The following is a 24,771-nucleotide window of genomic DNA, read 5'->3' on the forward strand; positions in this document are numbered from 1 at the left end:
AGGATCAAACTCTCCGTAAAAGAGAAACATCCACACCCACCAGGTGGGTGCGAACAATGATACTGGCCAGATCAAAACCAAAACTGGTTTATTGTTGATCCGATCCAAAAAAAGACCCTCGTCATCCCTGTCCACGCCACCATGTGGTGGAGCGACCTGAAACGCTGAGAGTCAAATGATTGGCATTGACTATCAAGCACACTGTTGAGTTCTCAAACAACCGACGCACACCGTCAGGACCGCGATCTTTTCGTTCGCTTCCCTGTCCGGGGCAGTTCCTTAACCTTACCAGATTCTTTCGGCCGATCAAATTCGCTTCAGTTTCTGAAAACCGGAAGGAATTGCAACCCGCCTGCCGAAAATGGCGACCCTATCGACGGATTCTGGGGAACACAAAGTTCCTCGATTCTGCGATGTGGGTTTCAACCCCGGCGCGGCCACCCGGTCCCTTTCGGGCCCCGTGTCCGTCTGCCCGTCGGGCTGACCTGGAGAACATTACACACGATCCCGCGAACGCGCCAACTCAGCGGGAGTGGCCTGGGGCACACGGTGTTTTCGCAGGTCAGAGGCCATTTGAACGGGCTCTTGCGCAACCTCGGACGGCACTTGTGACCGGGGCCACGCCATTTGACGCACAGGTTCCCCGCATGTGCACCTCGACGAAGGTTTGTTACCCGAGTCCGCACCGGCTTTTCCGCTTCCCTGCCCCAGGGGCGCTCGTGGGAGCGCGTACTACGTTCGTGTCGTGACTCCTGAGTACTCACCGGCGTCGGACGCCGGCAGCGGCACCGCCCTGCGCACCTCCACCGGCGTCGTGCGCCGGGCGACCGTCGACGACGCGGCCGAGACCGCCTGGCTCGCGGCCCTCACCTTTCCGCTGGCCTGCCCGCCCGGCACCCCGGTGTCCGACATGGCCGTCCACATCGCGCACAAGCTGACCCCCGGGCACTTCCGCGAGTGGGCCACCAGCACGGAGCACGCGCTGCTCGTGCACGACGACGGCACGCGCCTGCTCGGCTACGTGCTCCTCGTGCTGGGTGCGCCCGGCAGCGCGGCGGAGACCGACGCCGTCCGCGCCGCGAGCGGGCACGAGGCGCCGTACGTCGAGCTGTCCAAGATCTACGTGCATCCCGACGTCCTGGGCGGCGGGGTGGCCGGCGCCCTCATGCGGGGCGCGGTCGAGGCCGCGGCCGAGCTCGGCCCGGGCCTCCCCCTCTGGCTCGGCACCAACGCGCGCAACGAGCGCGCCCAGGCCTTCTACCGCAAGAACGGCTTCGAGGTGGTCGGTAGGCGCACCATGCGGGTGGGCGACCTGGACCACGACGACGTCGTGCTGCTGCGCACCCAGGCGTAGTCCACCGGCAGCCCGAGAGCAGAAAGGTGGGGCCGACGCCCTCCGGCGTCGGCCCCACCTCACCTACCTGGCTGCGCGGGACCGGTCAGCAGCGCTTGGCGCGCAGCGACCGGATCTCGACGTACGACCGCTCGGCGTTGCCGAACGAGTCGACCGGGAAGCCCGGCGCGGCCACCGAGGCGGCGTTGTCCTGCTCCCAGATGCCGTGCCGCCGGCCCGAGCCCGCGAGCGCCGACAGGAACTCGGTGTACGGCAGGTCGCCGGCCCCGAACTCCACGATGTCGTAGCCCCCGGTGTTCGCCGGGTTCGCGTCGCCGTCCTTGAGGTGCAGGAGCGGGTAGCGGTGCGGGTTGCGCTTGACGTAGTCCACCGGCTCGAAGCCCGGGTAGCGGTGCTTGCCCACGAACGCCCAGTAGACGTCCATCTCGAGGAAGACCTTCCTCGGGTCGGTGTTGTCGTAGAAGACGTCGTAGAGCCGGACGTCCGGGTCGTCGGTCGCGAAGCTGAACTCGCCGTCGTGGTTGTGCTGGTAGAACTTCAGGCCGCGGGCGCGGGCCGCCGCGCCGAAGCCGTTGAACTGCTCGGCGGCGGCGAGGTAGCCGGCGACCGTGCGGTCGTTGGTCGGAGCCTGCGCGGTGCCGACGTGCTCCATGCCGAGGGTCTCGGCGATGTCGAGCTCCTGCTCCATGTTGTTGGCGAAGTCGGAGATCCCGCGGTGGGAGCCCACGGCGCGCAGGCCGTTGTCGTCCAGCAGCTGCCGGATCTCCTGCGGGGTGATCGCCCCGACCTGGCCCTGCGTGTAGCCGGCGAACTCGACCTCGGCGTAGCCCATGTCGGCGAGCCGCTCGAACACGGTGCGGAAGCCGAGCGAGGAGACCTTGTCCCTGATCGAGTACAGCTGGATGCCGATGTGGCCTGCGGGCACGAGCACGCGGCCCCCGCCCTTGCCGGCGGCCGCTGCCCCGGTCGCCGCCGCCGGGGCGAGCGTCGCCGCGGCGGCGCTGCCCGCGAGACCGGCACCGGCCAGCGTTGCCGCACCCACGGCCACGGTGCCGCCGGCCAGCCTCAGAAAGTTCCTGCGGTTGACGTCAGTGCGTGATTCCATCACTGCTCTCCTTCGGTCCGAGCGGCCCCGGTCGGGCCGGTCGAGTTCTGTGCGGCGGCCGGGGGCGTGCCCACGCCCTCGCCAACCATGGTGAGCGCGTCGAGGTCGAGGCCCCCGGTCGCGGTGATGTAGAGCGTCCCGGTGTCCGACCGGTCGCGGAAGGACAGGGCGACGTCCTTCCACGTGCGGGCGTTCACCTTCGCCGTGGCGAACGGCTTGGCCTTGGGCGAGCCCCAGCGGAGCTCGATCTTGCCCTTGCCGCGCACGGTCGCCGTCGCACTGTCGATCCCGGCGAGGCTGACGCGTTCGAGGGCGACCGAGTCCTTCTTGGCCAGTCCGGTCACGTACGCGCCGGCCGAGGCCGCCTCGTCCTCGACCACCTCGACGCCGGTGAGCTCGCCGTGCTCGGCCTGCTGCAGCTTGGGGTTCAGGCGCAGGGTGGCCTCGCCGGCGGCCGGCGGCAGGCCGTTGGCCCCGTTGTCGGTGTAGGTGATGACGACGGCGCCGTACAGGTGCGCGCCCGCTCCGTGCTCCGGGGAGTTGGGGTCGGTCGGGAACACGCCGGTGCAGCCCGTGCCCGAGACCTCGGGGTGCGCGTGCTCGTCGTGGCCCAGGCCGTAGGACCAGGCGACCCGCTCGCAGACGGTCTCGGTGCCGTCCTCGGCGTCGTTCGTGGTCACCTCGAAGGCGACCTCGTCGCCCCAGTCGAAGAACCCGCCGTCGGCCGGGAAGTCGACGGTGATCTCGGGCGCCTCGTTGCCGACGCTGATCGACGTCGAGGTGAGCGCGCGCTTGCCGCTGCCGTCGGTGACCCGCAGGCGAGCGGTGTAGACGCCGAGCTCGGTGTAGGTGTGGGTGACCTGCGGCCCGGTGAGGTCGAAGGTGCCGTCGCCGTCGATGTCCCACTCGTAGGTGAGCGCGTCGCCGTCCGGGTCGCTGGAGGCCGACGCGTCGAGCTCGACCTCGACCGGCGCGGACGTGGACGACTCCGGCGTCGCCGTGAACTGCGCCTGCGGCGCCTTGTTCCCCTCGGCGTGGTCGATGCGGTAGAGCCCGGAGTCCGGGTTCTGCCGGAAGAACCCGTCGCCGTACTCCAGGACGTACAGCGAGCCGTCCGGGCCGAACTCCAGGTCGATCGGGTTGTCGTTGATCGGCATGCCCGCGGCGGTGAGCGCCGAGTTGGGGAAGAAGTCCTCGATCTCCCCCACGTCGAACGTGGACCAGTCCACGCTGAACGCGGCGAGGTAGTCCTGCGAGAACTCGCCGAAGAACGCCTTGCCGTCCCAGTACTCCGGGAGCTTGCCGGGCGCCGTGCTGTCGGCGTCGTAGTGGTAGACCGGGCCGCCCATCGGGGCCTGGCCGCTGCCGGAGCCGAAGTTGACGAGCTCGTCGCGCGGCTGCTGGCCCGGCTGGTCGCCGTAGTACAGGGTGGCCGCCCGCGACGGGGGCAGGTCGGTCAGGCCCGTGTTCCAGCGCGAGTTGTTGACGGGTGCGGCGCAGTCGAAGAACTCGCGCGGCGTGGCGGTCTCGAAGTTCCACTCGTTGTAGGCGGCGTTCGGCCCGTGGCAGTACGGCCAGCCCGCGTTGTGCGGGTCGTCGAGGCCCACGGCGTTCCACTCCACGTAGCCCATGGGGCCGCGGTCCGCGTTCGCCGCACCGGCGTCGGGCCCGTAGTCACCCCAGGTCAGGGAGTTGGTCTCGGGGTCGACCTCGATGCGGAACGGGTTGCGCACGCCCATCACGAAGATCTCGGGCCGCGTGTTCTCGGTGCCCGGGGCGAACAGGTTGCCCGCGGGGACGTCGTAGGTGCTGCCCTCCCCCGGTGGTGTGCCGGCGGGGATCTCGTCCTTGACGTCGATCCGCAGGATCTTGCCCCGCAGGTCGTTCGTGCTGCCCGCCCCGCGTCGCGAGTCGAAGCCCGGGTTCATGTTCGGGGCGTCGTTGTTCGGGGCGTAGCCGTTGGCGCCCGGCGTGCCGGCCGGGGTGTTGTCGCCGGTGGACAGGTAGAGGTTGCCCTCGCCGTCGAAGTCGATGTCGGCACCGACGTGGCAGCACTGGCCGCGCTGCACCTCGATGTCGAGGATCGGCTGCTCCGAGTCGAGGTCGAGCGCGTCGCCGGTCCAGGTGTACTTGGCCAGGCGGTTCACGCCCACCCACTGGTCCCAGTAGCTCTCGTCCTCGCCCGCGGGCAGCGTGTTGGGCGCGTTGCCCGCCGGGGTGTCCGCCGCGCCGTCGCCGTCGGCGTCCCGGGGCGCGTACACGAGGTAGACCTCGTTGCTCTCCTCGAAGTCCGGCGCCAGGGCGATGCCCTGCAGGCCGTCCTCGGAGTTGGCGTAGACGTCCAGGGTGTTGGTCACCTTGGTGACGCCGGTCGCGGGGTCGGTCACGCGCACCTCACCGTTGCGCGCCGTGTGCAGCACCCGGAGGTCGGGCAGCACCGCCATGTCGATCGGCTCGCCGACGTCCTTGGTGAGCAGGATCTTCTCGTAGTTGGCCCAGTCGGTGTCGGCCGCCGCGGCGGCCTCGCCGTCGTGCTCGTCGTGCCCGGGGTGGGCGGACGCCGCCGGCATGGCGACGAGCGCCGTGCCCATCAGGGCGGCCGCCGCGAGCGCCGCGAGCGTTCTCTTTCGGCGCGCGTGCGCGCGCGTCTCGATAGTCTTCATTCGTGATGCAGCTCCTCGTCGAGTTGGTCACGCCGACCGGGCCTCGTTCGCATCCCATTCGTCCGGGGCCCGGTCTTCATGCGGTCCGGTGCCGTACGGCGACACCGGGGTGGTGCGGGTAGCTCTGTTCCTTGCCTCCCAGTCAGCGCGCTCGCCGGCGCGCGGGGTTCAGCGGGTCGAGAAGGCGGCGTCGAACGCGGAGTCCGGCGCGTCGTACGCGTGGGAGCGTACGAACTGGAGGGCTTCCGGAGCGCCCACGAGGCGGTCCATGCCGGCGTCCTCCCACTCCACGGAGATGGGGCCGTCGTAGCCGATGGTGTTGAGCATGCGGAAGGCGTCCTCCCACGGGACGTCGCCGTGCCCGGTGGAGACGAAGTCCCAGCCGCGGCGGGGGTCCGCCCACGGCAGGTGGGACGACAGGCGGCCGTTGCGGCCGTTGGTCATCCGCTTCTTCGTGTCCTTGCAGTCCACGTGGTAGATCCGGTCCTTGAAGTCCCAGAGGAAGCTGACCGGGTCGAGGTCCTGCCAGACCATGTGGCTGGGGTCCCAGTTCAGCCCGAAGGCCTCACGGTGGCCGATCGCCTCGAGTGTCCGGACGGTGGTCCAGTAGTCGTAGGCGATCTCGCTGGGGTGCACCTCGTGGGCGAACTTGACCCCCACCTCGTCGAAGACGTCGAGGATGGGGTTCCAGCGGTCGGCGAAGTCCTGGTATCCGGCCTCGATCGCGGCGTCGGAGACCGGCGGGAACATCGCCACGTACTTCCAGATCGCGGAGCCGGTGAACCCGATGACGGTCTTGACGCCGAGCTTGGCGGCGAGACGCGCGGTGTTCTTCATCTCCTCCGCGGCGCGCTGTCGCACGCCCTCGGGGTCGCCGTCGCCCCAGACGCGGTCGGAGACGATGTCGCGGTGGCGCTGGTCGATCGGGTCGTCGCAGACGGCCTGGCCCTTGAGGTGGTTGGAGATCGCCCACACCTTGAGGCCGTGCCGCTCCAGCAGCTCGAGGCGCCCGGCGACGTACTCGTCGTCGTCCCAGCGCCACGGGTCCAGGTGGTCGCCCCAGCAGGCGAGCTCGAGCCCGTCGTAACCCCATTCGGACGCGAGGCGTGCCACCTCCTCGAGCGGTAGGTCGGCCCACTGGCCGGTGAACAGGGTGATGGGTCGTGCCATGGTGCTTCCTCCTGTAGGTGACGATCCGGCGTCTCCGGTCGTGCTCATCGGGGTTCGGTCCGCGGCGTGCGCCTGCGCAGGACGACGGCGGTCACCGCTCCTGCGGCCACGAGCGCGCCGAGCACCCAGCCGGCCCAGACCGGCAGACCGCTCGACGCCGGCGAGACGTCGTCGGCCTGCGCTGCCGTGCCGGCGCCGTCCGCTCCGGCGGCCCCGGTGGTGGTATCGGCCGACGGCGAGTCGGCCGACCCGGCCTCGGACCGCTCGGGCTCTGCTTCCTCGGCGACCGGCGGTGCCACCACGTCGACCTCGGTCTCGGCCTTCGCCTTCTTCGGCTCCTTCACCTGCGCGGTCACAGTCCAGTGCCCCTCGTCGAGCACCGCGGGTTCCGAGCGGTACCAGCCGACGCCCTCGGACGCCGAGACAAGGGTGATCGGTCCGACCTCGTCACCGGCGTCGGAGACCGCCCGCACCTCCACCACGGCCGACTCCTCGACGGGGTGCTTGTCGCCCGCCCAGACCAGTGCGGCGGAGATGCCGCCGGCGCCGTCCGTGCCGAGCTCGATGTCGACCTTGCCGCCGTGCGCGGCGGCCGGAGCCATGGCAGGCACGGCAAGCCCGAGCGCCAGCAGGAACGCCGCGCCGAGGCGGGTGAACTGTTTCAAGATCGTTCCTCTCCGATTCACAGGGGCCCGGGGGTCACCGGCTCTGCCACTGACCCCCGGCCAGGGTGTGACGGGGCGTGCACCGGTAGCCGGTGCACGCCCCAGGTCCGTCAGTCGCACCTCTCTTCGACGGTCACGATGACGTAGGCCTTCCCGGACGGGCTGAGCACCCAGTCCCCGACCGGCGTCAGCTTCGTGTCCTTGTTCGGCGTCGCGATCACCCGGTAGTCACCCGGGGCGAGGTCGCCCAGGTCACGCGGCTTGCCGTCCGCCTCGCCGTCGACCCAGTTGTGCACGACGTAGCTCTTGACCCCGGGGAGCTCGACCGGGTCGATCGATCCCCCGGCGTCGCACGACGCCGGCGTCACCACGACGGCGGGCGTGCTCGGGTCGGGGCACTCGGGCTCCTCGAGCGTCACGAAGAGCACGGCGAGGCCGTTGGCGTTGACCTTCCAGCCGTCCTCGGCGACGAGGACGTACCCGTCGGCCGGCCGGGCCGCGACCCGGTACCTCCCGGGAGCCAGGTCGTCGAGGTCGGTCACGGCGTCACCGGCGGCGCCGTCGACCCATTCCCGCACCACGTAGGACCGCACCCCCTCCACGTCGACCGTGGAGAGCGCACCGCCGGTCACGACCTCGTTTCCGGACCGGTCGTAGGAGCACGTCGGCTGGACGACCTCGACCTTCGGCGTCGCCTCGCTGACCGCCGGCTCCGCGATGGTGAACTCGAGGGTCTCGCCGACCACCGTCTCGCCGTCGGCCGACGCCCGCACCTGGACGGTGTGGGCGCCCGGTGTCGAGACCTCGACCGGCGCCGTGTACTCGGTCCAGCCGCCGTCGTCGACGTTGACCTCCCGGTACACCGTCGCGCCGTCCGGACCGCCCGTGGTCTCCACCGTGACCGTGACCGGTCCGAGCCACTGCCCGTCCGGGCCGTCCGGCTCACCCGGGGACAGCGCACCGGTCACCTGGAGCGGGTCGGCCGCGCCCACCACCCGGAAGTGGTCGAACGACGCCGTGGCCGCCGACTGCTGGGAGGCGCCCAGCGCGTACAGCCCCACCCGGGCGTCCTGCAGCCCGTCGTGGGTCACCGGATCGGCGAGCGCCGTCCAGTCCTCACCGTCCGCACTGTACGCACCGGTGAACGTCGACCCCTCCTTCGACAGCCGCAGGTGCCACACGGCCGACGTCAGCTCGTTCGCGTTCGGCTGCGGGTCCTGCACCACGGAGTCGACCTCGCTGCGCAGCTCGATGCGCTGTGCGACGGCCGCTCCCGCCGCGTTGTCGGTGACGAGGTCGAGCTTGACGTAGTTGTCGTCGTCCCCGTACACGATGAGACCGCCCTGCTGGTACTGCTGGTCGAAGTCCGACCCGTCCACCAGGGTCTCGACGGTCCAGTCGTCCTCCGGCAGGTCCTGCACGACGATGTTCGGCGTGCCGGTGTTGCTGCCGGTGTAGATGTCCGTGGCCGTCGTGTCGATCTCGAGCGCGCCGCCGGTCACGCGGTGACCCGCCGGGTCCTCGCGCACGATGTCCCACCGGCAGCCGTCGAGCCCGTCACCGTCGAACTCGTCGTCCGGGGCGGGAGCCTCGGCCGTGTCGTCCGGGGTGATGTGGAACCAGTCGAACTCGGCGTCCACGACGTCCGCGGCCGAGCCGGCGCCCGCGAGGGCGAAGAGCCCGATCCGTGGGTCGTCGATGCCGGCGAGCGACTTGGTCTGCGGCATGGCCGTGAAGGTCGACCCGTCCGGCGAGTACGACGCCGTCAGGTCCTCGCCGTCGCTGCTGGACAGGCGGACGTACACGGTGTCCGGGTACGCCTGCCCCAGGGCAGCGGTGTTGGAGTCCCCGACCTCGTTCGGTGTGCCGTCCTCCTCACGGATGTACTGGAAGATGCGGGTCGCCGGGTCGGCTGGCGCCGAGCGTCCCTGGATCACCATCTTCGCGTAGTTGTCGGCGTCGCCGTAGACCACCAGGCCGGCCTGCTGGTACTGGGCGTAGGCCGGGATCGTGACCTTCGCCGTCGCGGTGAACGGGCCGTCCGGCAGGTCCTGCAGGACGATGTTCGGGACGGTGGAGTTACCCGTCCCGTAGAAGTCCGCGGCGGCCGCCGGGATCGTGAGCGTCCCGTCGGCGACCCGCAGGTCCTGGTTGCGGTCGAGCACGGTCCAGCGGTCCGGGTCGACGTCGTCCCCGAGGAAGTCGTCCGAGCGACCCGACAGGCACAGGTCCGGCTCCGCGACGACCCCGGTGACCTCGACCATGACGTACTCGACCGCGTAGGCGCCGCCCTCGTCGGTGACGCGCACCTGGAGGCGGTAGGTCCCCGGCTCCTCGTAGGTGTGCTCGAACGACTGGGTGCCGTCGACGAACCCGTCACCGAGCCCGGCGTCCCAGGCGTAGGTCAGGTCGCCCGAACCGTCCGGGTCGGTGGCCTCTGCCGTCGCGGTGACGGTCAGGGGCGCGTCGCCCGCGACCGGGTCGACCGTCAGCGTGACCTCGGGCCGCTCGTTGTCGGTCACCCCGCGGCCCTCGATCTCCATCCAGTTGGCATTGACCCCGCCGGAGAGCAGGACGAAGTGGAGCGAGCCCGAACCGGACGGGACGTCCGTCAGCGCGGTGGCGACGTCGGTGTACTGCTGCCAGCCGCCCGTGTCGGGCACCGTGATCCGGCCGATCTCCGGGCCGTCAGGTGCGTCCCAGCGCAGCGACACCTCACCGCCACCGGCCCCGGAGGCCGCACGCAGCGAGATCTCGTCGACGTTCGCCAGGCTCACCGGTTCGTGCGCCCAGTAGTCACCGGGCTCGATGTACCCGATGTTCTGGCCGCCGCCGGCGGTGTCGCCCGTCTCCTCGATCTGGACTCCCGGGTCACCCGCCCCCTCACCGATGCCGTCCACGCGGCCGGTACCGGTGAAGAACTCCGACTGGACCAGCTTGGGCTGCAGCACCTGCAGGTCGGTCGCCGTCAGCGGTGCGCCGGCGGCGCCGCCGTCGTCCGTGTAGAAGCCCTCGATCACCCAGAAGATGTTCGACTCGATGCCGTGACCCTCGTCCCGGGCGGTCTGGATGACGCCCTCGCAGCCGGTCAGCTCGTCGAACGGGTGCGCGTGGGAGTCGTGCCCGAGCGAGGTGAACAGCGTGACGTCCGCGCAGTCGACCTCGCCGTCCGGGTCGTCGACCTCGATCTCGTACCGCACCTGGTCGCCCCACTCGAAGAAGCCGCCGTTCTCCGGGAAGGTGATCGACACCTCCGGGGCGACGTTGCCGACCACGATCGTCACGTTCGCGACGCCGGTCTTGCCGGCCGCGTCGGTGGCGACGAGCTGGGCGGTGTACCTGCCGTTCTCGGTGTAGGTGTGGGTCGGGTTCGCCTCGGTGCTGGGCTCCGAGCCGTCGCCGAAGGTCCACTGCAGGGTGAGCGGCTCACCGGCCGGGTGCCGGGTGCCCTCCGAGGAGAACTGCACGGTCAGCGGCGCCAAGCCGTTCGTCACGTCGGCGGACGCCTGCGCGATGGGTGTCGGGTCGCCCTCGACGTAGTCGACCCGGTACACGCCCGAGGTGTCGTTGTTCCCGCCGAAGCCCGAGCCCCAGTCCACGACGTACAGGGCGCCGTCGGGGCCGAAGTCGAAGTCCATCGGCCGGTCGAACCCGACGCTCGGGTCGAAGACCCCCGGCAGGACCCGGTTGATGTCCACGAGGTCGTCCCGCTGCTCGCCCGCGAGCTGGAACGAGTACATCCGGCCCTGGTTCCACTCGCCGAACAGCGCCTTGCCGTCCCAGTAGGCGGGCCACTTCGTGTCGGACTCCAGCTCCGGGTCGTAGGTGTAGACCGGGCCGCCCATGGGCGCCCCGCCACCGCCGATCTCCGGGAACAGCGGGTTGGTCCCGTACCCGTACCAGACCTCGGCCTCCACGGCCGGCGGCAGCTGGTCGATCCCGGTGTTGTTCGGCGAGTCGTTCACCGCTCCGCCCGCGCAGTCGTACGCCGCGCCCGACTGGCCCGTGGCGAAGTCGTAGGCCCGGTAGGCGTTGTTGGCACCCGTGCAGTACGGCCAGCCGTAGAACCCGGGCTCGCTCACGACGTTCCACTCGACCGTCCCGGCAGGACCGCGGTCCGCGCTCGCCGAGCCGGCGTCCGGGCCGTAGTCGGCGACGAGCACGTTGTCGTTCGCCGGGTCGACGCCGATCCGGAACGGGTTGCGGAAGCCCATCGCGTAGATCTCGGGCAGCGTGTCCGCCGTGCCCGGGGCGAACATGTTGCCCTCGGGGATCGTGTAGGAGCCGTCGTCCTGCGGCGTGATCCGCAGGACCTTGCCGCGCAGGTCGTTGCTGTTGGCCGACGTGCGCTGGGAGTCGTAGTTCGCGCGGCCGGAACGCTCGTCCAGCGGGGCGTACCCCTGGGACTCGAACGGGTTCGTGTTGTCGCCGGTGGCCACGTAGAGGTTTCCGGCGCCGTCGAAGACCATGTCGCCGCCCGCGTGGCAGCAGGTCTGCCGCTGCGTCGGGATGATCAGCACCGTCTCCTCGGAGGCCTGGTCGATCGTGCCCGAGTCGGCGTCGTAGTCGAACCGGGAGACGCGGTTGTGCGGTCCGTCGTCGCCCACGTCCTGCGGGGACCAGAACAGGTACACCCATCTGTTGGTCGAGAAGTCGGGGTCGAGCACGACGCCGGTCAGGCCGTCCTCGTTGGACTGCGTCACCGGCAGCGTCATCGCGGTGCTGGTCGTGTTCGACTCCGGGTCGATCGTCTGGACCCGCCCGTCCCGCTCGACGTAGAAGACGGTGCCGTCGTCAGCCACGTCCAGCATCATCGGGTTGGCGGTGTCCTCGTCCAGGGGCACCATCTCGTAGCTGTCGCTCTGCGTGGCGTTGCAGTCCGAGTCGACGACACCTGCCGCCGTCTGCAGACCGCCCAGCAGGTGCTCGACGAACTCGGGCTCGCTGTACGACGCGTCCGTGTGACCGCCGCCCGTGTACCAGGACCGGCCTCCGTCGTAGGCCTGGCACCAGGCGATCGGGTGGTCGGCGCCCATCGCGCCCGTCCCCGCGTCGTAGCTCGTCTCGTCCAGGGAGGCGAGGACGTGCACCTCGTCGCGCGGGTTGGTCCGGAAGTTGTACCACTCGTCGTGCCGGTCCCAGCGGTCCGGCAGGTGTGCTGTGGAGTCGTGCGCGTGGTCCTCGACCTTGACGGTGGCGTCCTGGTTCTGCGGGTGCGAGCTGAAGTACGCACCGACGAGCTCGCCGTACCACGGCCAGTCGTACTCCGTGTCGGACGCCGCATGGATGCCGGCGTAGCCGCCACCGCCCTGGATGTAGCGCTCGAACGCGGCCTGCTGCTGCTCGTCCAGGACGTCGCCCGTGGTGGACAGGAAGACGACCACCTCGTAGTCGGCGAGCCCTTCGTCGCTGAAGACGCTCGCGTCCTCGGTGGCGGTGACCGTGAAGTCGTTCTCCGCGCCGAGCTGGGTGATCGCCTCGATGCCCGCGGGGATGGAGCCGTGCCGGAACCCGGCCGTCCGGGAGAACACGAGGGCGTCGAAGGGTTCGGCCGCCGCCTCGGCGGCTGCCGGGGGCGCACCGGCCTCGACCGCGACGCCGGGGGAAGCGAAGGACGGTTCGGCGGCCGCCACCAGGGCCGGGACACCGAGCGCGGTCACGGCCGTCGCCGCGACCACCGACCGCAGCACGCGGCGGGTTCGTAGCACTTTTCTCACCTGGAGCTCCTCATTGAGTCGGGTCAGTACCAGTGCATTGCGGTAGTGCTCTCCCCCGGCCCGCGGTGGACCGGCCCGAGCGCATCGCTCAGGCCGGTCCTTGTGCTGGTCCGGGTCCGATCAGGCGAGGGGCACCCACCCTCCACCGCCGGCGGCGCTGCGCTCGACGGCGTCCAGCACCCGCTGGACGCGGAGTCCGTCGGCGAACGACGGCGTCGGCTGGCGACCCGCGGCCAGGTCCCCCATCAGGTCCACGACCTGGTGCGTGAACGCGTGCTCGTAGCCCAGCCCGTGCCCGGGCGGCCACCAGGCCGCGACGTACGGGTGCTCCGGCTCGGTCACCACGATCCGGCGGAAGCCCGCGATCGCCGACTCGTCCGTCGCGTCGTAGTAGTGCAGCAGGTTCATGTCCTCGAAGTCGAAGGCCAGCGAGCCCTTCGACCCGTTGACCTCCAGCCGGATCGCGTTCTTGCGGCCCCAGGCGAAGCGCGTCGCCTCGAAGGTCGCCAGCCCGCCGCCCGACAGCCGCCCGAGGAACACCGCGGCGTCGTCCACCGTGACCTGGCCGGTGCGGCCGGCGTCGGCCACCCCCGACAGGCCCGACGACGACACGGCCTCCGGACGCTCGTGCACGAACGTCTCGAGCAGGCCGCTCACCCCGGTGAGCGACTCGCCCGTGACGAACTGCGCCAGGTCCACCACGTGGGCGCCGATGTCGCCCAGGGCGCCCGAGCCCGCCTTCTGCTTGTCGAGGCGCCACGACATCGGCGCCTGCGGGTCCGCCAGCCAGTCCTGGAGGTACTGCGCGCGCACGTGCCGCACCTGGCCGATGCGCCCCTCCTGGACGAGCTGCCGGGCCAGCGCCACGGCGGGCACGCGACGGTAGGTGAACCCCACCATCGCGCGCACGCCGTGCTCGGCCGCGGCCTCGGCGGCGGCGGTCATCGCCTCCGCCTCGGCCACGGTGTTCGCCAGCGGCTTCTCGCACAGGACGTGCTTGCCCGCCTCCAGGGCGGCGACCGCGATCTCCACGTGCGTGTCGCCCGGCGTGCAGACATCGACCAGCCCGACGTCGTCCCGGGTCAGCAGGTCCTGCCACCCGACGACGGCGTCGTCCCAGCCCAGCCGGTCGGCCGCCGCACGGACCGCGGCCCCGTCCCGCCCCGCGACCGCGCGCATGCGCGGCACGATGGGCAGGTCGAAGAACCGCGGCGCCGTGCGCCAGGCCTGCGAGTGCGCCGCACCCATGAACGCGTAGCCGACCATGCCGACGCCGAGCTCGCTCGTTCCCGTACTCATACCGCGCCTCCCCCCACTGTGGTCTCACCGCCGTGTTGCACGCCCGAGCGGGCGTCGTCCCGATGTGTCACAGCGTCAGGAGTCGAAGCCGATGGGCAGGTACTCCTCGACGTTCTCCTCCGTGACGACGGGCGCGTAGAGCTGCACGGTGCGGGGGACGCCGATGGAGGCGAGATCGCTCACGGTCTTGTTCTGCGCGATCAGGCGGGCGAACTTGACGCCGTCCGCGGCCTGCGTGGACGGGTAGATGACCGTCGCCTTGACGACGCTCTCCGGGTCCTGGATCTCCTCCATCATGTTGTTGGAGCCCGCACCGCCGACCAGGAAGAACTCGTCGCGGCCCGCGTTCTCGATGGCGGCCAGGACGCCGATGCCCTGGTCGTCGTCGTGGTTCCAGATGGCGTCGATCTTGGGCTCGGCGGACAGCAGGTTCGCCGTCTGCTCCTCGCCGGACTCGACGGTGAACTCGGCCGCGACGCGGGCGTCGACGTCGAGCCCGCAGTCGTCGAGGGCGTCCGCGAAGCCCTTGCTGCGGTCCTGCGTGAGCGGGAGCGAGTCGATGCCGGCGATCTCGGCGACCACGGCGTCCGGGTTGTCGCCGAGCTGCTCGCAGATGTAGGTGCCGGCGCTGACGCCCATGCCGTAGTTGTCGCCGAGCACGGTGGCCCGGGCGGCGAACGGGCTGCTGAACTCGCGGTCCACGTTGATCACGGGGATGCCGGCCTCCATGGCCTCCAGGGCCACGTCGGTCAGGGCGGCGCCGTCGAACGGCAGGAGCACGATCGCGTCGACGCCCTGGTCGATGAAGCCCTCGATCTGGCTGATCTGCACGTTGACGTCGTTGGTGCCCTCGGCGACCTGGAGGTCGACGTCCTCGTACTTGTCCGCCTCGGCGCGGGCGGCGCTGGTGATGGCGCCCATCCAGCCGTGGTCGGCGGCGGGGGCGGAGAACCCGATGACGACCTCGTCACCGGGCTCGTCGTTCTCGGTCGTCGTGACGGGGCCGGTGGCGGCTGTCTCCTCGTCACGGGGCTCGTTGCTGGTGCAACCGGCGACGACGAGCGCCGCGCAGGCCGCGGCGATGAAGGCGCCGGAGACCCGGCGCGTGCGAACGATGGACGAGGTCATGGTGATCTCCCTTGATCCTGGGTGGGAATGCTGGGCTGGCTTGTGGGGTGTCTGGGTGGTCGGCGCTAGGTGGTCGAGACGCGCTCGCGCGAGGCGAACCACTGCTGGAGCAGCACGGCGCCGACGATGATCGCGCCCTTGGCGATCGCCTGGACCGAGCTGTCGATGTTGTTGAGGACGAACACGTTGGTGAGCGTCGAGAAGATGAGGACACCGAGGACGGTGCCCGTGACAGTGCCTCGGCCACCCGCCAGCAGCGTGCCGCCGACGACGACCGCGGCGATGGCGTCGAGCTCGTAGAGCGAGCCGTTCGTGGAGGACCCGGCGGTGGTGCGGGCCAGGATCATCACGCCGCCGATACCCGCCGCCAGGCCGGAGAGGCCGTACAGGTACAGGGTGTGGCGCTTGATCTTGATGCCCGCCAGACGGGAGGCCTCGGCGTTGCCGCCCACCGCGACGGTGCGGCGGCCGAACGTGGTGCGGTTCAGCAGGAACCAGCCGGCCGCGGCGACCACCACGAAGATCCAGACGATCACCGGGAGGCCCAGCGGCTTGGCCTGGAAGACGTCGAAGAACGCGTCCACCTCGACCACCTGGGTCTGCCGGCCGGCGATGATCTCGGCGAGGCCGCGGGCCGCGGCCAGCATGGCCAGCGTCGCGATGAACGCCGGGACCTTGCCGTACGCGATGAGCAAGCCGTTGATGAGGCCGGCACCGAGTCCGACGGCCATGGCGGTGACAGCGATGACCCACCAGCCGTAGTCCTCGGCCGCGTACTGGGTCGCCAGGGTGGAGGCCCAGATCGACGCCAGGCCGAGCACGGAGCCGACCGAGAGGTCGATGCCACCGGAGGTGATGACGAATGTCATGCCGATGGCCACCACACCCCACACCGCCGCAAGGCTGAGGATGGTGGTGAGGTTGCCGAAGCTCCAGAACCGCTCACCGCCGGTCGCCACACCCACGACGATCAGCAGGACGAGGGCGAGCACGAGGCCGCCCATCCGCAGGGCTGGGCCGGTGAGGCCCGATCGTGCGCTCACGCCACACTTCCTTCCATGACCAGGTCGAGCACGGCGTGCTCGTCGATTTCGCGGGCGGAACCCTCGTGGACCGCCTTGCCGTCGGAGATGACCAGCACGCGGTCCGCGAGGCCGAGCACCTCAGGGATCTCGCTGGACACGACGATCACGGCGGCGCCGTCGTCGGCCAGGCGGCGGATCAGGTTGTAGATCTCGGCGCGGGCGCCGACGTCGACGCCCCGGGTGGGCTCGTCGAGCAGCAGGACGCGGCAGCCGTGCACGAGCCAGCGTGCGAGCAGCGCCTTCTGCTGGTTCCCGCCGGACAGCGTGCGGGCGTTCCGGTTGACGCCGGCGGGCCGCAGGTCGAGAGCCTCGACCTGCTCGCGGGCCGCGGCCCGCTCGGCGCCCTCGTCGAGCAGCCCGCCACGCGCGATGCGCGAGAAGGTGGACAGGGTGATGTTGCGGTAGACGGGCTCGTCCAGGAGCAGGCCCTGGCTCTTGCGCTCCTCGGGACACAGGCCGATGCCGGCGGTCACCGCGGCGTCCACCGCACCGGAGCGCAGGCGCTTGCCGCCCACGCGGACGGTGCCCGACGTCGCGCGCCGGGCGCCGTAGATCGTCTCCAGGATCTCGGAGCGGCCCGAGCCGACCAGGCCCGCCAGGCCGACGATCTCGCCGGCGCGGACCGTGAGGGAGACGTCGGAGAAGACGTTGCCGAGCCCGAGGCCGTCGACCTCCAGCACCGGGTCCGCGTCCTCGGCCACGCCGGGGCGGTCCGGGAACGCGTACTCGACGGTCCGGCCCGTCATGAGCTGGATCAGCTCCTTGGTCGGGGTGTCCGCCACGACCAGGCTCTCGGCGACCGTGCGGCCGTCCTTGAGCACCGTGATGCGGTCGCCGAGCTGCCGGATCTCCTCCAGGCGGTGCGAGATGTAGACGACGGCGACGCCGTCGGCCGTCAGCTCGCGCACGATGCGGTGGAGGTTGCCGACCTCCTCGGAGTCCAGCACGGCGGACGGCTCGTCCATGATGACGACCCGCGCGTCACGTGAGAGCGCCCGGGCGAGCTGCACGATCTGCTTGCCCGCGGCGGGCAGCGAGCCGACCTCGCGGTGCGGGGAGATCTCCTTGTGACCGAGCCGGTCGAGGATCTTGCGGGTGTTCCGGGCCGCCTCGGACCGGCGGGTGACTCCGCCCGACGCGAGCTCGTGGCCCAGGTAGATGTTCTCGGCGACCGTGAGGCCGTCCACGACGTCGAGCTCCTGGTAGATCGTCGCGATACCGAGCCGCAGGGCGGCCACGGGGTCCGCGATGACCACCGGCTCCTCGTCGATCAGGATCTCGCCCGCCGTGGGCTGGTGGGCGCCGGCCAGGGTCTTGATCAGGGTGGACTTTCCCGCCCCGTTCTGTCCTAGCAGGCAGTGCACCTCGCCGGGACGGACCTCGAGGTCCACGCCGTCGAGCGCTCGCGCGCCAGGGAATTCCTTCACGATGCCACGCATGCGCAGCAGGGGCTGCTCTACCCCGGAGGGGTCCACGTCGACCATGTATCGAACGTAGTTGGACTTCTGCCGACGGTCAAGCAAAAGTCGCGACTTCGCCCGCCATGATTCACTAGAGGCATGGTGGAAGTGGCACGGGAAGTATTTCAGCAGGTACCCAAGGTGTCCGGCGCGGGCGATATGTTCCAGCTCCTGCGTGATGGAAGACCCCGCACGCGCGCGGACCTCGCGGCCGTCACGGGGCAGGCACGCTCCACGGTGGCGGCGCGGATCGACCTGCTCATGGCGGCGGGACTCATCGCGCCCGCGGGCGAGGCGACGTCGACCGGTGGCCGACCGCCCGCGACCTTCGCGTTCGCCCCCTCGGCCCGGGTGGTGCTGGGGGTGGACCTCGGCGCGACGCACGCGCGGCTCGCCCTGACCGACCTCGCCTCGACCGTGCTGGCGCAGCGCGACCTGCCGCTGGTCATCACGGACGGCCCGGACCTCGTGCTCGACCGCGTGGCCGAGAGCGGGGCCGAGCTGCTGCGCGAGGCCGGACGGTCGGCGACGGACCTCGCCGGCGTCGGCGTCGGCCTGCCAGGGCCCGTGGAGCACGCGACCGGCAAGCCGAACAACCCGCCGATCATGCCGGGCTGGGACAACGCGGACGTGCCCGCGATCCTCGGCGCGCGGTTCCACGCGCCCGTCCTCGTGGACAACGACGTGAACATCATGGCGCTGGGCGAGCACCGCGCCGCCTGGCCCGACGTGGCCGACCTGCTGTTCGTCAAGGTCGCCACCGGCATCGGCGCGGGGATCATCGCCGACGGCGCGCTGCGGCGCGGCGCGCAGGGCTCGGCGGGCGACATCGGGCACGTGGCCGTGCCGGGAGTCACCGACGTCGTGTGCCGCTGCGGCAACGTCGGCTGCCTGGAGGCCATAGCCAGCGGGCAGGCCGTCGCGAGCAGGCTGAACGGCGCGGCCTCGGCCGCCGACGTCGTCGCCCTGGTGCGGGCGGGCGACGTCAACGCGAGCCAGGCCGTGCGCCAGGCGGGCCGCGACATCGGCGCGGTGCTGGCCACGAGCGTGAGCCTGCTCAACCCGTCGATGATCGTGATCGGCGGCATCCTGGCCGACGCCGGGGAGCACATCGTGGCGGGCATCCGCGAGGTGGTCTACCAGCGGTCCCTGCCCCTGGCGACCCAGCACCTGCGGATCGTCACGGCCCGCACCGGCACCCAGGCGGGCGTGCTCGGCGCGAGCGCCATGGCCGTGGACCAGGCCCTCTCCTCCGACGCGGTGGACCGCCTGGTCGCCTGACCCGGTCCACCACGTGTCAGACGCTCAGATCCCTCGGGGGATCTGAGCGTCTGACTTCTGTGGGTCTAGCTCAGGTCCTTGACCCGGACGTCGCGGTAGCTCACCGCCTCACCCTGACCGTGGTTCTGGAGCCCGATGAACCCCTGGGCGAGGTCACGCGCAGGGTCGGTGCTGACGAAGTCGTTCACCAGCTCACCGTTGAGGATGACCTTGATGGTCTGCCCCTCCACCCGGATCTCGTAGGAGTTCCAGGAGCCGACCGGCTTCAGGGCCCGCTCCACGGCCTCCGGGTCGGCGCCCTGGAAGGTGTAGATCGCGCCCGTGGTGCGGTCGGGCTCGTCGGTGGCGTCGATCTGGATCTCGTATCCCTGGTTGACGGCGATCCACGGGTCGTTGCCCGGGTCGGGGAACCCGACGAAGACACCGCCGTTGTCGTCCTTCTTGAGCTTCCAGTCGAGCTTCAGGCTGTACTCGTTCAGCTCCGTCGAGTGCCAGAGCAGGCCCATGCCCCCGCTGCCGCGCAGGGTGCAGTCGCTCTGTCGGCCGAACGAGCCCGGGCCGGCCATGTTCCAGCCGTCCAGCGAGGCCAGCGTGCCGTCGAACAGCGCGGTGTAGCCACGCTCGTACCGCTTCGGCGCGCAGATGTCGGCGGCCCCGCCACCGACCTTGAGGAGGTCAAGGTTGACGTTGCCGTCGTCGTCCTCGTCGTACCGCAGGGTGATGGTGTTGACGCCCTTCTGCAGTCGCAGGTCGCGCGTCGCCGTCGCCCAGGTCTTCCAGTCACCCGTCGACTCGAGCGCCCACGGCTCGACCTCCTGGCCGTTGACCAGCACCGAGACCGTCTTGGTCCCTTCGAACGGGTTGGGCCCGTTCGAGTAGCGCAGGCTCACGGGCTGGGTGCCCGCGCGCTTGACGGTGGTGGTGAAGGTCGCGGACGCGCCCACGTCGGTGAAGCCGGCCGCGAACCCGGAGCCGGAGTAGCCGTTGTGCTCGTTGGCCACGTTCGCGCTGCCGCGGAGCGTCGCCTCCTCGGCCTCCTGGAAACCGGTCGGGGCCTTGTACCCCGGGATCGCATTGAGGGTGTACCAGGCCTCGGTGTTCCACAGCTCGCGGCCCTCTGCGTCCGCGAACGGACGCGGGCTGCGCAGGTGCACCACGTAGCCGGGCTGGCGCCCGTCCACCGTGAGCGTCACCTTCGTGCGGTCGCGGGAGACCTTGGCGTCCGACACGAACAGCTGCTGCTCGTCGACCTTCGGTCCGCCGTAGGCGCGCGTGGGCACGTAGCGCCAGTGGTCCATGCGGAACGCCGCGTTCGGGTCCTCGGCGATCTTGTCCACCGTCTCCTGCGAGAGCGGCTGCGTGTACTCGACCTCGAAGCCCTTCTTGGTGACCCGCATCTCGGTCATGTCGAAGGCGTCCTCGCCGTTGGGGCTGAGCTTCTGCAGGCCGTAGCGCAGCTTGCCGGGCTCGCTCCAGTTGCCGCCCTCGCCGATGCCGCCCACGTACAGGGCGCCGTCGGGCCCGACGACGGTGCGGTTCACGCCCGCCTCCAGGCCGGCCGAGTGCCGGAAGACGGCGCCCTGGTACTCGCCGTCGACCTTCTCCAGGAAGCCGCGCTGCAGCCCGCCGTAGGTGACGTCACCGAACACGAGCTGGCCCTCGTACGGGCCGTCCTCGATCTGCACCGGGGCGCTCGGCGAGTTGCCGATCTCGTTCTGCGGTACCCACAGCGCCGGGGCGGAGACGGGCTTGTCGTCGTACGGGCCGGCCGGGTTGGTGAAGTGGTTGAAGAACTTGCCCTGCTCGATGTGCACGAGCTTGGAGCTGGGCAGCCAGGCGCCCTGGTTGTCCATCACGAACAGCTCGCCGTCCGGGCCCTTGACCATGCCGTTCGGCGTGCGCAGGCCGCCGGCCACGAACTCGACCTCGCCGGTCCTGCGGTCGACCCGGATGGCCGTGCCGCGGTTCTCCGCGGGCTGCGGGTCCGTGGTGGCTCCGCCGTTGTTGATGGCGACCGACAGGTTGACGTAGAAGTACTTGCGGTCGTGCAGCAGGCCGAAGGCGAACTCGTGGAAGTTGCCGCCGAACGGCCACTCGGCCACCGTGTGGTGGTCGTCGTAGAAGCCGTCACCGTCGGGGTCCGTGAGCTCGGTGAGCTTGTCGCGCTCCGAGACGTAGATCGAGTCCCCGATCACGGCGATGCCCATCGGGTTGAACAGGTCGGTGGCGACCTTCTCGTACGTGACCTGGTCCTTCGAGGTCTCGCCGGTCACGTTGTCCAGGAGGAAGACCTCGCCGGGCTCCGGGTCCTCGACCCAGCCGCCGGGGCTCACCGAGCCGGACGTGACCACGGCGAGGCGGTCGTCGTCGGTCCAGTCGAGGCCCGCGACCATGGGCTCGAAGCCGTCGGGCCGCAGGTCCGTGAGGGTGTAGCCCGGGTAGACGGAGTCCAGGCGCATGCCGTCGCCGGCCGAGTCGTCCTGGCCCTCGCAGTACTTGGTGCCCGGGGCGGTCACGCGCACGACGCCGGCCTCGGTGCTCAGCACGGTGGACGGCACGACGACGAAGTCGCTGGTGCCCGGCGTGCGCCACTCGAGCTTGAGGATGTTGTCGTTCGTGTTGTCGAAGTACTCGACGCGCAGGTCGTGGTACCCGGCGGTGAGCGCGACGGTGCCCTCCTTCGACTCCGCGCCGTGCAGACCGTCGTTGTCGATCACCTCGGCGTCGTCGATCACCAGGCGCGAGCCGTCGTCGCTGGTCAGGCGGAACTCGTAGTTGCCGTCCGCCGGCACCTCCAGGTTGGCCAGCGCGTGCGCGATGAAGCGCTCGCCCATGCCGAAGTCAGCCTCGGTCGAGTAGTCGATCGTGGGCTTGAGCTGGTCGACGTTCGGCGTCTGGCCCGAACGGAGCGTGCACAGCTCGCTGAGGTCGCGAGCCAGGTCGTAGGTGCGGAGGGTGACGCCCGGTTCCTGCGGCGGGAGGTCGTCGACCGCCGCCGTCGCGGCGGGGACCGTCCCCGCGAGCGTGACCGCTGTCAGTGCCACGGCGGTCGCGGCTGCGGCTGCCTGTCTCGTGCGGGTCTTGGTACCACGTTGACGCATGAGCTCTCCTCGGTCGGCGTTGACCTTGCGGAGAGAACCTACGGGGGACTTCTGTCGGACGTCAAGCAAAAGTTGTCAGGTGGTCAGCGTTATAGGGAGGCCGAGGTCGTGGCGCGAGCAGGCCAGGCCGGTCCGTGTTCGGCAGTTGGCATCGAGCTCGGCACAGGCCTGTGCCGAGCTCGATACCAACTGCCGACTTCGACTACAGCGCCTCGGGGCCGCCCTCCAGCAGCGCCTTGAACCCGTCCTCGTCCAGGGTCGGGATCTCCAGCGCCTCGGCCTTGGCCGCCTTGGTGCCGGCGTTCTCCCCCAGCACCACGTAGTCGGTCTTCTTCGAGACCGAACCGGAGGCCTTGCCGCCCGCGGCGATGATGGCCTCCTTGGCGCCGTCGCGCGTGAAGTCCACCAGGGAGCCGGTGACCACGACGGTCAGGCCCGCCAGCGGCCCGGTGGGCTCGGTGTCGGCCTCGGCCATCGCGGCCGGACCCGGGTGCCCCGGAGTGGCGAGCTGGACGCCGGCCTCGCGCCAGGCGGTGAGGATGCCCTGGTGCCAGTCGACCGCGAGCCAGGCCTTGATCTCGGCGGCGATCACGGGGCCCACGCCCTCGACGGCCGCGAGCTCCTCCTCGGAGGCCGCCTCGATCGCGTCCACGGACCCGAACCAGCCCGCGAGCGCCCGGGCCGCGACGGGCCCGACGTGCCGGATGTTCAGCGAGACGAGCATGCGCCACAGGTCCTTGGTCTTGGCACGCTCGAGCTCCTCGAGGAGCTTGGTCGCGTTCGCCGACGGCGCCCAGTCCAGCAGGGTCTCCCCTGCCTCCTCGGCGGCGGCGCGCTGCGCCTTGCCGTGCGTGAGCTTGCGGCGGAACGGGGCGCGGCGGCGCACCACGCCGTCGTCGTCCATCTTGGGGAGGCCGGTCTCGGAGTCGCGGACCACCGCCTCGATGGGCAGGAGCTGGTCGAGCGTGAGGGAGAACAGGCCGGCCTCGGTGACCAGCGGCGGGGTCTCGGGCACGTCGGGGTGGGTGAGCGCGGCGGCGGTCACCTCGCCCAGCGCCTCGATGTCGAGACCGCCGCGCGAGCCGATGTGCTCGACGCGCCCGCGCACCTGCGCGGGGCAGGACTCCGCGTTGGGGCAGCGCAGGTCGACGTCAGCCTCCTTCATGGGGCGCAGGGGCGTGCCGCACTCGGGGCAGTTCGCGGGCATCACGAAGTCCTCGCGGGGGTAGCCGTCGTCCGCGAGGGCGGACACCGGGCCGATGATCTCGGGGATCACGTCGCCTGCCTTGCGCAGGACCACCACGTCGCCGATACGCACGCCCTTGGCCTTGACCACGTCCTGGTTGTGCAGCGTGGCCTGGCGCACGGTGGAGCCGGCCACCAGGACAGGTTCCATCACCGCGTACGGGGTGGCACGACCGGTGCGGCCCACGCCGATCTGGATCGCCAGGAGGCGGGTGTTGACCTCCTCCGGCGGGTACTTGAAGGCGATCGCCCAGCGCGGCGCGCGGCTGGTCGAGCCGAGCTTGCGCTGCTGCTCCAGGGCGTCGACCTTGAGGACGATCCCGTCGAGCTCGTGCTCGATGTCGTGCCGGTGCTCGCGGAAGTACTCGATCATCTCGAGCGCGCCGTCCAGGCCGTCGACCACCCGGTTGTGCGGCGAGACGGGGATGCCCCACTGCTCGAACAGGGTGTACGCGTCGGACTGCCGCGCCAGCTCCTCGTGCTCGCCCGCCTGCCACTGCAGGGCACCCACGCCATGCGCATACATGCGCAGACCCTCGACGCGGGCGATCCCGGCCTCCAGCTCGGGGCCGTCCTTGTTCTCCAGGAGCTGCCGCAGGCCGCCCGCCGCCGCGTTGCGCGGGTTGGCGAACTGCGGGAATCGGCGGAGCGCGGCGAGGCGTGCCTTCTCCACGTCGAACTCCTTGCCCCCCGGCTGCCGTTCGGCGCGCTCCTGCGCCGCGTCCACGAGGCGGTCGCGGAGCGTCGACTGGAGCTCGTTGAGCCGCACGAAGGTCGCCACCGGGATGAACACCTCGCCGCGCACCTCGACCAGGTCGGGGTGTCCCGTGCCGGAGAGCTGCTGGGGGATCCCCGCGATGCGCAGCACGTTCCGCGTGACGTCCTCGCCCACGCGCCCGTCGCCGCGCGTGACACCCCGGACGAGGCGGCCCTTCTCGTACACGAGCGAGATCGCGAGCCCGTCGATCTTGACCTCGCACAGCAGCCCGGGGGTGTCCGTGCCGAGGTCGCGGTGGACCTTGTCGGCCCACACGCCGAGCTCCTCGGTGCTGAAGGCGTTGTCGAGCGACAGCATCTGCTCGATGTGCTCCACCGTGACGAAGCCGGCCGTCGCCGCGCCGCCGACGCTCTGCGTGGGCGACTCCGGGGTCATCAGACCCGGGTGCGCGGCCTCCAGCTCCTCCAGCTCACGCATCCGCACGTCGTAGTCGGCGTCGGAGGACACCGGGGAGTCGTTCTCGTAGTACGCCCGTCGATCCTCCTCGATCCGGGCGACCAGCTCTGCCCATCGGCGCTGCGCCGCTGCCTCGTCGCCCGTGTCGGCCGGTCCCGGGATGCCTGTCGTCTCGCTCACGGACACAATCATGGCGTGAACCACTGACATTCGAGCGGTCACCATTGCGCGCCCGCGGCGAAGATGCTGCCGACCAGGCCATTCGCCGCGATCCGCCCACTATCGCGCAGGAGCACGTCCCGATACCATTCGAGCAAAATGCCG

The 24,771-nt window shown here is 70.7% G+C and carries 13 protein-coding genes; 2 read left to right on the plus strand and 11 right to left on the minus strand.

Annotated features, from left to right (window positions below; genetic code table 11):
- Positions 1-745: 745 nt before the first annotated feature.
- The gene (locus tag H291_RS0123805; protein ID WP_020017533.1) at positions 746-1,354 is read left to right on the plus strand and encodes a GNAT family N-acetyltransferase; all 609 of its coding nucleotides are present in this window, start codon (positions 746-748) and stop codon (positions 1,352-1,354) included.
- Positions 1,355-1,439: 85 nt separating this feature from the next.
- Here the strand turns inward: H291_RS0123805 and H291_RS0123810 are convergent, their stop codons facing one another.
- From H291_RS0123810 to H291_RS0123850, 9 genes are all read right to left on the minus strand, one after another.
- Positions 1,440-2,459 (minus strand): sugar phosphate isomerase/epimerase family protein, encoded by a 1,020-nt coding sequence (locus tag H291_RS0123810; RefSeq protein ID WP_020017534.1) that lies wholly within the window; start codon positions 2,457-2,459, stop codon positions 1,440-1,442.
- Entirely contained in the window at positions 2,459-5,122 is a 2,664-nt protein-coding gene (locus H291_RS31475) for a PQQ-dependent sugar dehydrogenase (RefSeq protein WP_020017535.1), read from the minus strand. The genes H291_RS0123810 and H291_RS31475 overlap by 1 nt, the downstream gene beginning before the upstream one ends.
- A gap of 168 nt (positions 5,123-5,290) precedes the next feature.
- Positions 5,291-6,292 (minus strand): sugar phosphate isomerase/epimerase family protein, encoded by a 1,002-nt coding sequence (locus H291_RS0123820; RefSeq protein ID WP_020017536.1) that lies wholly within the window; start codon positions 6,290-6,292, stop codon positions 5,291-5,293.
- Between the two features lie 44 nt (positions 6,293-6,336).
- On the minus strand, positions 6,337-6,957 hold the full coding sequence (locus H291_RS0123825; RefSeq protein WP_020017537.1) for a hypothetical protein: 621 nt from the start codon (positions 6,955-6,957) through the stop codon (positions 6,337-6,339).
- Between the two features lie 110 nt (positions 6,958-7,067).
- Entirely contained in the window at positions 7,068-12,665 is a 5,598-nt protein-coding gene (locus H291_RS0123830) for a ThuA domain-containing protein (RefSeq protein WP_232216161.1), read from the minus strand.
- Between the two features lie 129 nt (positions 12,666-12,794).
- Positions 12,795-13,973 (minus strand): Gfo/Idh/MocA family protein, encoded by a 1,179-nt coding sequence (locus H291_RS0123835; RefSeq protein WP_033327884.1) that lies wholly within the window; start codon positions 13,971-13,973, stop codon positions 12,795-12,797.
- Positions 13,974-14,048: 75 nt separating this feature from the next.
- Positions 14,049-15,101 carry a substrate-binding domain-containing protein gene (locus tag H291_RS0123840; protein WP_020017540.1) on the minus strand — a complete coding sequence of 351 codons (1,053 nt, stop codon included), beginning with the start codon at positions 15,099-15,101 and terminating at the stop codon, positions 14,049-14,051.
- A gap of 65 nt (positions 15,102-15,166) precedes the next feature.
- A complete protein-coding gene (locus tag H291_RS31480; RefSeq protein WP_051109622.1) occupies positions 15,167-16,144 on the minus strand; it encodes an ABC transporter permease in 978 nt (325 codons plus the stop codon).
- Positions 16,141-17,670 carry a sugar ABC transporter ATP-binding protein gene (locus H291_RS0123850; protein ID WP_020017542.1) on the minus strand — a complete coding sequence of 510 codons (1,530 nt, stop codon included), beginning with the start codon at positions 17,668-17,670 and terminating at the stop codon, positions 16,141-16,143. The genes H291_RS31480 and H291_RS0123850 overlap by 4 nt, the downstream gene beginning before the upstream one ends.
- Positions 17,671-17,745: 75 nt before the next feature.
- On the opposite strand from H291_RS0123850, the gene H291_RS0123855 reads away from it, so the two are divergent.
- Entirely contained in the window at positions 17,746-18,927 is a 1,182-nt protein-coding gene (locus H291_RS0123855; RefSeq protein ID WP_026366065.1) for an ROK family protein, read from the plus strand.
- 65 nt (positions 18,928-18,992) lie between these two features.
- Here H291_RS0123855 and H291_RS0123860 read toward each other — a convergent pair whose 3' ends face one another.
- Positions 18,993-22,028, minus strand: coding sequence for a family 16 glycoside hydrolase (locus H291_RS0123860; RefSeq protein WP_084468398.1), 3,036 nt, complete (start codon positions 22,026-22,028; stop codon positions 18,993-18,995).
- 202 nt (positions 22,029-22,230) lie between these two features.
- Positions 22,231-24,639 carry an NAD-dependent DNA ligase LigA gene (gene ligA / locus H291_RS0123865; RefSeq protein WP_051109623.1) on the minus strand — a complete coding sequence of 803 codons (2,409 nt, stop codon included), beginning with the start codon at positions 24,637-24,639 and terminating at the stop codon, positions 22,231-22,233.
- Positions 24,640-24,771 lie beyond the last annotated feature (132 nt).

Source organism: Promicromonospora sukumoe 327MFSha3.1 (assembly GCF_000385135.1).
Lineage (GTDB): Bacteria > Actinomycetota > Actinomycetes > Actinomycetales > Cellulomonadaceae > Promicromonospora > Promicromonospora sukumoe_B.